Source organism: Rheinheimera gaetbuli, from assembly GCF_054781935.1.
This window is the reverse complement of the sequence record NZ_BAAGTL010000006.1, coordinates 159,538-173,029: the sequence shown is the minus strand read 5'-3', so window position 1 is coordinate 173,029 and position 13,492 is coordinate 159,538. Positions and strand designations below refer to the sequence as shown.

General features: G+C 47.6%; 13 protein-coding genes. 4 read left to right on the top strand and 9 right to left on the bottom strand.

Annotation, left to right across the window (positions count from 1 at the left end; genetic code table 11):
- Positions 1 to 3: 3 nt before the first annotated feature.
- Together pgl and zwf are read right to left on the bottom strand one after the other, a co-directional pair.
- Positions 4 to 696, bottom strand: coding sequence for a 6-phosphogluconolactonase (pgl, locus tag ACYVIC_RS05765; RefSeq protein WP_460858088.1), 693 nt, complete (start codon positions 694 to 696; stop codon positions 4 to 6).
- Positions 697 to 699: 3 nt separating this feature from the next.
- Complete coding sequence (zwf, locus tag ACYVIC_RS05760) at positions 700 to 2,169, bottom strand: glucose-6-phosphate dehydrogenase (protein ID WP_460858086.1); 1,470 nt, start codon at positions 2,167 to 2,169, stop codon at positions 700 to 702.
- Positions 2,170 to 2,437: 268 nt separating this feature from the next.
- On the opposite strand from zwf, the gene ACYVIC_RS05755 reads away from it, so the two are divergent.
- Together ACYVIC_RS05755 and pyk are read left to right on the top strand one after the other, a co-directional pair.
- Complete coding sequence (locus ACYVIC_RS05755) at positions 2,438 to 3,295, top strand: MurR/RpiR family transcriptional regulator (RefSeq protein ID WP_460858084.1); 858 nt, start codon at positions 2,438 to 2,440, stop codon at positions 3,293 to 3,295.
- Positions 3,296 to 3,431: 136 nt separating this feature from the next.
- Complete coding sequence (pyk, locus tag ACYVIC_RS05750; RefSeq protein ID WP_460858082.1) at positions 3,432 to 4,868, top strand: pyruvate kinase; 1,437 nt, start codon at positions 3,432 to 3,434, stop codon at positions 4,866 to 4,868.
- Between the two features lie 59 nt (positions 4,869 to 4,927).
- Here the strand turns inward: pyk and ACYVIC_RS05745 are convergent, their stop codons facing one another.
- Positions 4,928 to 5,899 (bottom strand): DMT family transporter, encoded by a 972-nt coding sequence (locus ACYVIC_RS05745; protein WP_460858080.1) that lies wholly within the window; start codon positions 5,897 to 5,899, stop codon positions 4,928 to 4,930.
- A gap of 209 nt (positions 5,900 to 6,108) precedes the next feature.
- Here ACYVIC_RS05745 and ACYVIC_RS05740 point away from each other — a divergent pair, with 209 nt between their 5' ends.
- Positions 6,109 to 7,098, top strand: a complete 990-nt coding sequence (locus ACYVIC_RS05740; RefSeq protein WP_460858078.1) for a 6-phosphofructokinase — start codon at positions 6,109 to 6,111, stop codon at positions 7,096 to 7,098.
- 3 nt (positions 7,099 to 7,101) lie between these two features.
- Here ACYVIC_RS05740 and ACYVIC_RS05735 read toward each other — a convergent pair whose 3' ends face one another.
- The 4 genes from ACYVIC_RS05735 to ACYVIC_RS05720 form a co-directional block, all read right to left on the bottom strand.
- Positions 7,102 to 7,920: a LytR/AlgR family response regulator transcription factor gene (locus ACYVIC_RS05735; protein ID WP_460858075.1), complete on the bottom strand. Its 819-nt coding sequence runs from the start codon at positions 7,918 to 7,920 to the stop codon at positions 7,102 to 7,104.
- Positions 7,913 to 8,995, bottom strand: coding sequence for a sensor histidine kinase (locus ACYVIC_RS05730; protein WP_460858072.1), 1,083 nt, complete (start codon positions 8,993 to 8,995; stop codon positions 7,913 to 7,915). Before ACYVIC_RS05730 ends, ACYVIC_RS05735 begins: the two co-directional genes overlap by 8 nt.
- Positions 8,996 to 9,115: 120 nt before the next feature.
- Positions 9,116 to 9,514, bottom strand: coding sequence for an acyl-CoA thioesterase (locus tag ACYVIC_RS05725; RefSeq protein ID WP_460858071.1), 399 nt, complete (start codon positions 9,512 to 9,514; stop codon positions 9,116 to 9,118).
- Positions 9,515 to 9,618: 104 nt separating this feature from the next.
- Positions 9,619 to 9,969 carry an HIT domain-containing protein gene (locus ACYVIC_RS05720; protein WP_460858069.1) on the bottom strand — a complete coding sequence of 117 codons (351 nt, stop codon included), beginning with the start codon at positions 9,967 to 9,969 and terminating at the stop codon, positions 9,619 to 9,621.
- Between the two features lie 75 nt (positions 9,970 to 10,044).
- Between ACYVIC_RS05720 and ACYVIC_RS05715 the strand changes: the two genes are divergently transcribed.
- Complete coding sequence (locus tag ACYVIC_RS05715) at positions 10,045 to 11,820, top strand: M61 family metallopeptidase (RefSeq protein ID WP_460858067.1); 1,776 nt, start codon at positions 10,045 to 10,047, stop codon at positions 11,818 to 11,820.
- Here ACYVIC_RS05715 and ACYVIC_RS05710 read toward each other — a convergent pair.
- Positions 11,817 to 12,626: a M23 family metallopeptidase gene (locus ACYVIC_RS05710; protein ID WP_460858065.1), complete on the bottom strand. Its 810-nt coding sequence runs from the start codon at positions 12,624 to 12,626 to the stop codon at positions 11,817 to 11,819. The two genes, ACYVIC_RS05715 and ACYVIC_RS05710, sit on opposite strands and share 4 nt — an antisense overlap.
- On the bottom strand, positions 12,589 to 13,446 hold the full coding sequence (locus ACYVIC_RS05705) for a 6-pyruvoyl trahydropterin synthase family protein (protein WP_460858064.1): 858 nt from the start codon (positions 13,444 to 13,446) through the stop codon (positions 12,589 to 12,591). The genes ACYVIC_RS05710 and ACYVIC_RS05705 overlap by 38 nt, the downstream gene beginning before the upstream one ends.
- Between the last annotated feature and the right edge of the window lie 46 nt (positions 13,447 to 13,492).

The following is a 13,492-nucleotide window of genomic DNA, read 5'->3' as shown; positions in this document are numbered from 1 at the left end:
CCCCTACTTATCGGTGTACATTACTGTTACCGGAGTAACAGGATGTTGAAGAAATGCCCGGATTGGCATGGCCAATACATCAGTATCTGCCATCGCCCTATCCAGCACTACGCGTTTATTGCTGCCTACAAGATGCAAAAAAATATGCCGGCTGTTAAGCAGTCTGGGTAAGCTCAGTGATATGCGCTGATAGGGGGCGGTTGCCGGCTCTGTTGCCAGCACTGCGGGTGCGTCGTCAGCTAAACCTTGTTTAATCTGCGCACTACAGGGAAACAACGACGCCGTATGTCCATCTTCACCCATGCCCAGGATCACCGCATCAAAGGTTGGTAACGCAGCAACACGTGGCAACACTTCAGCCACACCATCGAATGCTGATGCCGTATTGCTATACAAACTGACAAAATGTGCGGCACTGGCATAACCTTGCAGTAAAGTCGCTTTAACCAGGCGCTCGTTTGAGTCAGGTTGGCTAGCATCCAACCAGCGATCATCGGCCAGCAGCACGGTAACCTTATCCCAACCTAAATCAGTTTGGCTTAAGGTAGTAAATAATGCCTGCGGCGTTTTGCCGCCAGACACTACCAGAGAAGCAGCACCACGCTCGTCAATAGCCTGACGTAAAATGGTCGTCAGCCTGCTGGCAAAGTCCTGATTTAACGCCGCCGTATCAGTAAATTGTTGTAATTGCATCATACGTTATTCTTCCCAATTACGGTCGTCTCGAGCCAGCATTGAAATAGCAGCGACAGGCCCCCAACTGCCGGCCTGGTAAGTTTTTGGCGGTTCATTACTGGTTTTCCACGCATCGAGGATACCGTCTACCCATTTCCAGGCGTGCTCTACCTCATCACGACGCACAAACAGATACTGGTTACCTAACATCGCCTCCAGTAACAACCGCTCATATGCATCTGCAATACGCTGCGACTTGAAAGTTTCATCAAAGCTCAGGTCTAACTTGCTTTCCTGCAACCGCATATGCTCGCCCAGGCCGGGGATTTTATTCAGTACCTGAATTTCCACCCCTTCATCAGGTTGCAATCGGATAATCAGTTTATTAGCCGGCAGCTGGTTATAGGTAGCGTGAAAAATATTGTGTGGTTGTGGCTTAAAACAGATAACAACTTCACTAAGCTTTGACGCCATGCGCTTACCGGTACGTAAATAAAACGGCACGCCGGCCCAACGCCAGTTATCAATATCTACCTTTATTGCAACAAATGTCTCAGTTTTGCTGTTTGGTCGGGCACCTTCTTCTTCCAGATAGCCCGGAGCCGCCTTACCGGCAACAAAACCGTTTGCATACTGACCCCGTACGGTCTTTTCCTGAATATTGCTGATGTCTATCCGGCGCAGGGCTTTGAGGACTTTTAGTTTTTCATCACGAATGCTGTCAGCATCTAAGCGGGCTGGTGGCTCCATAGCAATCAACGTTAACACTTGCAATAAATGATTCTGTACCATGTCACGCATCTGGCCAGCATCATCGTAATAGCTCCAGCGTCCTTCTACTCCAACCTCTTCTGCCACGGTAATTTGCACATGATCAATTGAATTATGGTCCCAGTTACCGGCAAAAATGGCATTGGCAAATCGCAGTGCCAGCAGGTTTAACACCGTTTCTTTACCCAGATAATGGTCTATACGATAAATTTGGTTTTCTTTAAAAAACTCAGCTACCTGATCGTTAATCACTTTAGATGACGCTAAATCGTGGCCAATCGGTTTCTCCAGCACGACCCGTGCTGGCTCGGCGGCTAAACCGGCAACGGCCAGGCCCTTACAAATAGCGCCAAACAATGATGGTGGTGTTGCGAAGTAACTTACCGGTACCCGCTTGTTACTATCGGTTACTGCACTAAGTTTTTTGTAATCTTGCTCGTTGGACAAATCCAACTGCACATATAACAGCTTTTGTTGCAAACGCTGCCACACAGCATTATCCAGCGGCTCTTTTAGAAATTTATTCAGGTTGGTTAACACCAGCTCAGCATAGGCTTCTGTTGACATATCATCACGGGCAACACCGATTATGCGTGATTCAGGGCACAGTAAATCAGCTTTCTCCAACTGATACATCGCTGGTAACAGCTTGCGCCGCGCTAAATCACCTTTAGTGCCAAACAGAATTAAATCGCATGCCGAATTTTGTGCTGTTGTCGTCATAACTGACCCTTGTTTTAGATGTAATTTTACAACACTTAAGCCATACTAACGCAGCATTAGCGGGTTGTAAACCAGATATCTTGTAATAAAATTACAGTTTGCGTAATGTTTTGACTATTCTTATATAATAAGGCAGCCTTAGCAACGTAACTGTCAGTTTGTGGTAAATTTAATACTATTTTGATGCCCGCGCTGATGTAAAACAACTCAGGTTACAAGCTAAGTTACACTCTATAGCTGCCACTTATTATAATTCAGGAATAGCCGTATGAACGTGCTGGAAAAAATCGTTACTAGCGTGAACAGTTTTAGCAAATCGGAGCGTAAAGTTGCCGATGTAATACTGGCTAATCCACAAACTACTATTCATAGCAGCATTGCCGCATTGGCCAAAATGGCCGATGTCAGCGAGCCCACAGTTAACCGCTTTTGCCGCCGTCTGGATACTAAAGGGTTTCCTGACTTTAAACTGCACCTGGCACAAAGCCTGGCAAATGGTACACCTTATGTGAACCGGCATGTAGAAGAAGAAGATGGCCCAGAAGCTTACACGGCAAAAATATTTGAATCTACTATGGCTGCTTTAGATACTGCAAGGCAGCGTGTTGATATCCCAATGATTAATCGTGCAGTAGATGTACTGACGCAAGCAAAGAAGATCTCTTTTTTTGGTTTAGGCGCATCGGCTTCTGTTGCTCATGACGCGCAGAATAAGTTTTTCCGCTTTAATGTGCCTGTGGTTTGCTTCGACGATATCGTGATGCAGCGCATGAGCGCAATTAATAGCGCCGAAGGTGATGTGGTGGTGTGTATCAGCCACACCGGAAGAACAAAAAACCTTTGTGATATTGCTGCTATTGCCCGTGAAAACGATGCGACCGTGATAGGTATTACGGCTTATGACAGCCCACTGGCGAAAGAATGTACGTTGGTATTGTCGTTAGACGTACCGGAAGATACCGATATGTATATGCCTATGGCGTCACGCGTAGCACAATTGGTACTAATTGATATTCTGGCAACCGGCTTTACGCTGCGCCGGGGCAGTAAATTCCGCGAGAATCTGAAAAAAGTTAAAGATAGCTTGCGCGGCTCCCGCTTTGAGAAAAAAGACTTTGCCAACTAAGTTGCCCGGTGTTAGTGCCGGTGCAACTGCACCAACCTGTCGCTTTTCTTCGCTTGCGCGCTGTATTATGTAATAAAATTACATTACACTAAAAGTTATCAGATATTCCCTCTTTGCAACACCCAGGATTATTACCATGCACAGAAGAACTAAAATTGTCGCAACGCTGGGCCCGGCTACCAATACTCAGGCTGCTATTGAAAAACTGATACTGGCAGGCGCTTCGGTGTTTCGGCTGAACTTCTCTCACGGCAGCGCGGAAGATCATCGTGAGCGTGCCATTATGGTACGCGCGGCAGCTGACAAACTCGGTGCACATGTTGCCATTCTTGGTGACTTACAAGGTCCAAAAATCCGCGTATCAACTTTTAGAAATGGCGCCGTTACGCTGGAAGAAGGCCAAAGCTATATACTGGATGCAGAGCTTGGCAAAGGTGAAGGTGATGAACAACAAGTCGGCATTGACTATAAAGAGTTGCCACAAGATGTAGAGCCAGGTGACTTGTTGTTGCTGGATGACGGACGTATTCAGTTAAGTGTTATTAAAGTTGAAGGCGCCCGGGTGCATACCCAGGTAACCGTTGGCGGCAAACTTAGTAATAACAAAGGCATTAACCGCCAGGGCGGCGGTTTAACGGCCCCTGCCCTGACCGACAAAGACAAGCGCGATATTATTACAGCAGCAGCAATTGATGTAGATTTTCTCGCCGTATCATTTCCGCGTTGTGGTGATGATTTACGTCTGGCACGTGAACTGGCGCAAGCTGCCGGCTCCGAAGCGCGTATTATGTCGAAAATTGAGCGGGCTGAAGCCGTTGCCGACGACGAAACGCTGGACGATATTATCCGCGCTTCTGATGCAGTGATGGTGGCCCGGGGTGATTTGGGTGTTGAAATTGGTGACGCAGAACTGGTCGGCCAACAAAAGCGGATTATCGCCCGCTCACGTCAGCTTAATCGCGTAGTTATTACTGCGACGCAAATGATGGAATCCATGATTGAAAGCCCGATGCCAACCCGGGCCGAGGTGATGGACGTGGCAAATGCTGTGCTCGATGGTACTGACGCTGTGATGCTATCTGCAGAAACCGCTGCCGGTAAATACCCTACTGAAACGGTGCGTGCCATGGCCAGGGTATGTGATGGCGCAGAAAAACACCCCAGCGTACAAATTTCCAAACACCGGATGGACGTTACTTTTACGGAGATCAGTGAAACTATTGCGTTGTCTGCAATGTATGCGGCCAACCACCTTGCTGGTATCAAAGCCATCATTACGCTGACAGAGTCTGGTTATACCGCCAAGCTTATGTCACGTATTACGTCGCCACAGCCTATTTATGCTTTGTCGCGTCATGCTAAGACGCTAAACAAGATGGCTTTGTACCGTGGTGTTTATCCTGCATTCTTTGACAGTACCGTACTTAGTGGTCAGTCTTTAGCTGATGCGGCTATTGATGCCATTCGGGATAAAGCCGGACTGAAAAGTGGTGATCTGGTTATCATGACACATGGTGATGTGATGGAAACTATCGGCGCTTCAAACACCTGTAAAATTGTGCAGGTTAAATAACCGTACTTTTACGCATAAAAAAGGCTCTGTTGAGCCTTTTTTATTGGCCATGATTTGGCTTAAAACACATCCCGCTGTAACTTGCGCACTTTGCGAGCCGCACGATACTCAACAAACTGCGGTGCCAGTGCGGTTAAAGCTGAGCCGGCGACCACCAGCAAAGCCCCGAGCCATGACCACAGGTTCAGTTGTTGTGGCATTAAATACGCCGGAAATAGCCAGCCGACGATATTCGCAAACAGAATCGTGAACAACGGCGTTACCGCCAGCACAGCACTCACTTTCGATGCTTCCCAATGATGCAGAGCCTCCGCAAAAGCGCCGTAGGCTACCACGGTATTCAGGCAGCAAAATATCAGTAAACCCCAGTGCAGGCTACTCATAGTCAAAAGCGGTGTTAAGTCGGATACCGGTATAAAAGCAAAGGTACCAGCAACATAAAGCAAATACATAATTTGTTTGGAGCTGTAATGCACTAATAATTGCTTTTGTGCCAGCGCATAGGCTGCCCAGGTTATCGCAGCCGCAATAACTAACAGGATGCCTAAGGTTTCGTTGCCGGCCTGCAAAATTAGCTGGACTAAACGCTCATTAAAAAACAACAGCAAGCCAGCCACCAGTAGCAATGCGCCCACTTTTTGCCACAGCAGCAAGCGTTCTTTAAAAATAACAACGCCACCGAGCATCATTAAAAAGGGAGCCAGCTGTATTACCACCTGGCCGGTTTCCGCAGTCAGGTAATTCAGGCCGCTAAGATACATAATATAGTTTGATAATAAACCAAGCACGGCAATCAGCATTAACCAAGCCACTTTGGCGCTACGTAACAACGCCACCTGCGGTAACTTACCTCTTGCGCCAAGCCATACGCCAACGATAACAGCCGCAGCAAAAAAACGAATGGCGGTAATCGCATTGGCAGTGAGAATGTCCAGCAGCATTTTTAATGCTATCGGCAAAATTCCCCATAAAATCGCCGTAATTAGTGCCAGTAACAACCCCAACAAACTTTTACCCGTGGTTTGATGCATATGATGTTGTTCCTGTGAGTGCCTTTTCGGGCAAATGCGGTAGTGGCCATGATAATAGTATTTTCGCTTATTTTACCCCTGCTTGTCTGTATTATTGACAGCCTGACTAGACTAATACACCGGCAGTTGCGCTATATCAAGTGGTGCTGCTGCAAGCTGACATTATACTCAGCTGTACTTATTACTTAGTGAACCGGAGTGAACACAGGATGATAAAACGTATTGGCGTGCTTACGTCCGGCGGCGACGCACCTGGCATGAATGCCGCCATCCGGGCAGCAGTGCTTACTGCGTCGGCATATAATATAGAGGTTGTCGGTTTTCAGCACGGGTTTAATGGTCTGCTGGATGACGAGTACCAAACATTACTGCCGCAGCATGTGCAACACATTATTCAATACGGCGGTACCATCTTAAAAAGTGCCCGCTGCAAAGCCTTATATACACCTGAGGGGGCGCAACAGGCAGCAGAGGTATTACACAGATTGCAGCTTGATGCGCTTATCATTATTGGCGGTGACGGCAGCTTCCGCGGCGCGATGGCGATTGCAGAGTATTACAACGGCCAGCTAATCGGTGTGCCGGGCACTATAGATAATGATGTTGATGGTACCGACTACACCATAGGTTTTGCCACTGCAATTGACACTGCTCTGGATGCTATAGATAAAATCCGCGATACTGCCGACGCCTTTGAGCGAATTTTTTTAGTCGAATTGATGGGCCGTCATTCCGGCTATATTACGCTGTCAGCCGGCATTGCCGCCGGGGCAGAACAAATTATTTGTCCGGAGTTTGGTGCCTTGCACGATGGCGATCTGCAGTCGTTGATCTTACCAATCCAGCGCGCTCAGCTGTTACGCGGTAAAAGCAGTTACATTATTGTAGTGGCAGAACACAGCTACCCGGGCGGTACTACCGTGTTGGCCGATGACCTGAGCAAGGCTTTAGGTATCGAGTGTCGAGCATGCATACTGGGGCATATTCAACGCGGCGGTAAACCCGTCGGTGCTGACCGAATTTTGGCGACAAAGCTCGGTGCCTATGCCGTTGAGCAATTGGTTAAAGGGTCACATTTGATGATGGTAGGAGAGATAAACCAACAGGCAACACTGTACCCGTTGGCGCAAACCGGTGAACGAAAAAAGCAGATCGACCCTTATCTGGTTCGCTGGCAACAACAGATTGCCAGTGACTAAAACTTACTGACTAAATACCTGTTTTACACGGTCTTTATAGCTACGGCTGACTTTAACCGCCTGGCCGTTAGTGAGCATAAGTTGATGCTCTCCATTGGCCAACATTTGCAATTTGGCGATGGTATGAACATTTACTATCGCTGATCGATGCACCCGGACAAACAAACGCGGATCCAACTCTTGCTCCAGCTCTTTCATGGTTCGGCGCAGTATGTGCGTTTGACCATCGCGGGTATGAATACACATATAGTCGCCTGCAGCGTCAACCCATTCAATTGCACTGACCGGGACCCGGGTTATCTCGCCGCTATCTTTGATACTTATTGCTTCAGGGTAACGCTCATTCACCACTGGCTCGGCATTATCCAGCCGCTGTAAAATATGATCTGTATCTTCTCCGGTAAGTCGGGCAACGGCCTCAGCCAGCTGGCCTTTGTGCAGTTGAGAATCTTGTGCCTTAGCCACCCGAAAAGCTTTTTCTACCGCTTGCTTTAGCCGTTCAGGCTCAACAGGCTTTAACACGTAATCCAGAGCACTGACTTCAAATGCGTTAAATGCATAGTGATCATAGGCGGTAACAAATACAACGTAAGGTAAGTGGCCGTTTAACTGCTGTAGTTGTTTCAGCACAGTAAAGCCATCCATACCGGGCATTTCAACGTCAAGAAACACTAAATCGGGTTGCAGCCGGTTTATCGCTTCAATTGCTTGCTCACCGTTGCTGCACTCTGCAATAACCTCAAGTTCAGCGAACTCTTTTAACCTGACCTGCATACCTTTTCGCGCCAGCGGCTCATCATCAACTACTATAACCTTAAGCATGTTCCTGTTCCGTTTGTTCTAATTGTAATGGGATCCTGATATTCACCTTCAGGCCACGCGGCTGATTATGGGTTAGCACCAGTGCAAAGTCATTGTCATACAGCGCTGACAGGCGTTCTTTTGTATTAACCAGGCCGACACCACTGTCGTTACTCTTTGGCAGCCCATTGGTAATGGTCATGCCAGGCCCGTTATCAGCGACCTCTAACAATAAGTCGTGGCCGAATTTCTTGGCGGTAATCGCAATTTCACCGCCATTTATCTGGCTGGCAACGGCATATTTTATTGCGTTTTCAATCAGGGGCTGCAGGATCAGGCTAGGCACCAGTGCTTTCTCTGTACCTGGTTCAATATCAAATATAATGGATAAGCGTTCTGAAAAACGCACTCTTTCAATTTCCAGATATAATCTGGCTGCGTAAATTTCCTGCTCCAGCGCCACTTTGTTAATAGGATCTTTGTACAACGAATAACGCAAAAAGTCACTAAGTCTGGTGACCATTTTATTTGCGGTATCAGATTCATTAATAAGTACCAGCGTCGAAATGGCATTAAGCGTGTTAAACAAAAAGTGTGGGTTAAGCTGGTAGCGCAGCATTTTAAGCTGGGCTTCATGCGCTTTATTAGTTGCCGTTAATGACTTTTGCTTTTCCTGTTGCAAGGTCTGATAGTACTTAATACCAAAATATAAGCCGCTCCAGCTTAGCATTACATAAAAAGCAAAGGGTGTATCACGCACATACTTCAACCAGTCTTGTGGTCTGCCACCGTGCTTGTAGATCTCCCAGTAGTTAAAATTATGCACCGCTGTCCAAATAGCTGCAACCAACGTCGCCAGTAACAACGCGGTTAACGCCAGTTTCCATGGTGACCAATGCCAGATGCGCTGATAGGCATAACGCAGCGGAATGGTAATTAACCAACCTATATAAGCATCCAATACCACGACGATAACATAAGCATCGCGTGTTTCAAGCACCAGTGAGTTCAGGTAATTAACAATGGCAAAGCCAAGCCAGCCTAGGGTATGCAGGATCCAGAATTGCCGGCTTCTGTCTTCAAAAAAATGCTTCAAAATACCAACCTGTGGGCGCTAACATCATGCCCGATTATAACCAAATCAGTTCACGCTGCCTGCAACATCCGCCTTGCTAAGCCAGACATTAATCGCATTTGTTGCAAGAGTACTGTGTGCTTACGCTAATACTGGTGTCGGTTTACGGTCTGGCCCCAGCGCAACAAAGGTGAAGCTACCTGAAATAGCTTTGTGCTGATCATCGTGGTACATATTCTCAACAAAGATATCCACTTGTACACGGATACTGGTGCGGCCAACATGCTCGACTTTAGCAACCAGCTCAATAATCGTTCCTGCCGGAATTGACTCTTTAAAATCAACCCGGTCTGAGCTTACGGTAACCAATGGCTTTCGACAAAAGCGGGTGGCGGCAATAAAAGCGGCTTCATCCATCCAGGCCAGTGCTTCACCACCAAACAAGGTGTTGTGATGATTGGTTCGCCCCGGGAATATGGTCTTGGTTACCCGCGTTACTGCGTATTCAATGCGTTTGGCAATTAGCGCTTCATTACTCATAATATTACCCTTTACTGTAGCAAGACGCGGATTCTATAAGACCAGACCGCAATTGCAACAGTGTGGCAGATAAAAACCACGGTGGCGCCACTAACAGGCCGTTTTTACCGGCTAAGCATCGGGCCAAGTGCCCTGCCGCCGACCAAATGCAGATGAATATGATAAACCTCCTGGCCGCCATGCGCATTGCAGTTCATGATCAATCGATAGCCTTTCTCAGCAATACCATGCTCAGAAGCCAGCTTGCGCGCAACTGAAAATAAGCGGCCAAGTGCCGCTTCATGTTGCTGCTCGACATCATTTACTGTTGGGATCAGTTGGTTAGGTACCAATAAAATATGCACCGGCGCCCTTGGCCGGATATCGCGAAAAGCCGTTACCAGTTCATCCTGATACAAAATGTCAGCATTAGACTCGCGGCGAATAATTTTACTAAATACCGTTTCTGTTGCCATGTAGTTTTCCCTTGACTGGATTTCGCGGCATAATAGCCAGCTTAATACGGCGATACGGAGCAGGCAAAGCAAATTATGACAAAATCGGTGTTTTATCAAATTGATATTGCAGATATCAGTGGCCATATTATTGACGTTACATTGCATTTTTCGCCAACGGCCGGCCAGCATGTGCTGACACTGCCCGCCTGGATCCCCGGCAGCTACATGATCCGTGATTTTGCCCGCAATATCCTCGCTATTAGCGCTCATGACCACACGGGGCCATTGCTGTTGCAGCAAAGAGACAAGCATAGCTGGCAGCTCGATTGCAAAGCCAATGAAGTTACAGTGCGGTATCAGCTTTATGCTTATGATTTGTCAGTACGTGCTGCCTATGTTGATGACGAAGTCGCGATAATTAACCCCGCCTGTATTTGCTTGTCAGTTAGCGAACTACAGCATCTGACACACCGGATTCACGTGACTAAACCCGAGGTTGATATCGCCGGCAACTGGCGCCTGGCAACCGGCTTGTGCCGCGCTACAACTACTGACTTTCTTGGCTTTGGCAGTTATGACGCCAGTAGCTACCAGACATTGATCGACAGCCCGATCCTAGCAGGCCATTTTCAGCTGGCACAATTTAACATTGACGGTATTACTCATTACCTGGTGGTATCCGGTGACAACTTAACTGACTTGTCGCGTTTTAGCGCTGATCTTGAAAAAATCTGCCGACAGCAAGTAAATGTATTTGGCACATTGCCACCTGATTTAAGCAGTTATTGGTTTTTGCTCTGGGTAACAGAAGACGGTTACGGCGGGCTGGAGCACCTTAACTCAACGCTGTTGCTATGTAGCCGGTTTGATTTGCCTGCAGCAACTATGGTGGAGATTGATGAAAACTATCAAAACCTGCTGGCACTTTGCAGCCACGAGTATTTTCATACCTGGTGGGTAAAACGGCTAAAACCAGCCTGCTTTGCCCGGTATCAGCTAGACGCTGAGCAATACACACCACAACTGTGGTTATATGAGGGCTTTACCTCATATTATGATGATTTGGCACTGGCACGCGCCGGTTTAATTGACAGCAAAAACTATGTTAAAACTTTGGAAAGAGCCATATCCAGAGTTACACGTAACCCAAGTGATGTGCAGCAAAGCCTTACTGACAGTAGTTTTACGGCATGGACCAAGTTTTATAAGCAGGATGAAAATGCCGTCAATGCGGTAGTCAGTTATTACGTTAAAGGGGGCCTAGTGGCGTTGTGTCTGGATGCCTGGCTACATAGCCACAACAGCTCATTAGATGAGGTAGTGCGTCAGCTATGGCAGCAGTACCTGCATACAGGTACGCCGGACAATGCTTTGCAGCTTGTACTGGAACAATTGGGTTTTGCAGAACTCTCCGCCCTGACAGATAACTGGCTTAACCAGACAGCCCGCTTGCCATTAGCACAGCTGCTGCCGGGTTTTGGCCTGGAACTGACGCTACGGCCCATGCAGCATGCTGACGATTTTGGTGGCGCAGTAATTGATATGCAACCCTTTATCGGAGCGCAAACAAAAGTCGTTAATGGCTTACTACAGCTGACGCAGGTTTATCAGGGCGGTAGCGCGCATCAGGCTGGTTTAATGGTTGGTGATCAGCTGTTGGCACTTGATGGCAGTAAAATTAACGCCACCAGCTTGCCACAGCTATTAAAACGTCACGGCGTCGGAGCAACAGTAATACTGCACTATTATCGTAAAGATCGCTTATTGCAAAGCCAATTTACATTAGCTGACGCAGTACAACAGGTTGCTATATTAACCGTCACAGAACAAGCAAAGTGCGATAACTGGTTGCAGGTGTCAACAGGTTAAGGCATTTTCAGGCCTGGTAGCAATGCCGGGTCCAGCCGTTCTTGCATCCAGTTAATCCGCCAATCCAGATGCGGGCCGGTAACCCGGCCGCTGGCGCCTACTTCAGCGATTTTCTGCCCCTGAGTTATAACATCACCAACCTCAACGTCCATTTTACTCAGGTGCATAAACGTAGAGCTGACACCAAAACCATGGTCGACAATCAATGTAAGACCAGAATAATAAAGGTCATCTGCCAGCAGTACCTTACCGGCCAAAGGCGCGATAACATGTGCACCAACCGGCGCAGCAACATCCAGGCCGTAATGCGGATTGCGCGGCTCACCATTAAATACCCGTTGGCTGCCATAAACACCGGAAATTCGCCCCTGCGCTGGCATCAACGGCGCACTAAACACCGCATCCTGTTCAGAGATTGTCTGCCGTACCGCTCTTACCCGTTGATTATCTCTGGCAATCCGTTCGCTAACCTCAGCTGGTGGCGTAACATATTTTTGCGCCACACCATTAACATGCTGGATATCGTACTGACGAGCTTTAAATATCAGAGGTTTAACCAAGGTATTATGCTGATATTGTACGGTAAGCTTGTGCTCTGCTTGGGCATCTCGGCCTACGCCAAACACAAAACGCCCCGCCGGGTTTACCTGTAGCTCCGTATCATTAAACCAAACCCGGCTGCCTGCGGGCGCTGCACCGAGCAATATGGCGCCTTGCGTTAATTCGCCTCGCAGTTCTATTTCAATTGCCCCTGCACCGCCAACCAGGCTAGCTGTAAGCAACAGCGCCTTTAGCCACGCCTTCATAAGCTACTACCTTATAGTTTTTTGTATTATCCAGTTGCTTTAGCTGTGCGACGATATAATCGGCCAGGCACTCCACTGTGGTGTCACAAGGTACAATTTCACAATGTGCCTTAGGTATACAAAGCTCAAACCAGCCCTGCCCAGCCTGATATCGAAAACTGTAATCATCCGTGCAGGGTTGCAGATGCTTAAGCGCGCTGGCATCGCATAAGTCTTCTGCAGTACCCAGATAGATATCCTGCCAACGTTCACTCCAGTATTTGTTCAGCCGTGGCGACAGCATATTATCGGTGTAAATTTGAATAGTAGAACGATGACCGTGAGCGATACGCTGACAATTTCCATCGTGCTTTTTTAAACCGTGGCTGTAGTGATAGTAAAAGCCATTGCTGACCTCCGGGCGCAACGTTAACACTAGCTGCGCCACATTATCAGGTAACAGCGGTTTGATTTGTTGTTGCAAAAAAGCCGTTACGCTTAACTCGTTAATTTGCTCAGCCGCTATTGCTACTACTGCTTCTGACGGCGCGGCCATACTAATGATGCCACGGCCACTGTTGAAGCGCAGTACAGTTTGCTCAGCCTGTGATTGCATGCTTAAAGCAGAACAGCCGGCAGGCACCGCCAATTTGTGATCTACCAGTTGATCTATTGCTTGCTTAATAACTTTTTTAACGCGGGAAAAATCCAGCACCATCGAGGTGTCATCCAGATTACCATGCAGCTCTACATCTACGATGTAGCTTTCACCCAGCATGCCTCGTTCAGCACATAAGTAAGAAAAATCAATAACGGTTAAATCCCGTACAAATAAAATCATTGCCGGCTCTCTCCAGGCTGAAATATAGCGCTATTATACCGCCTTA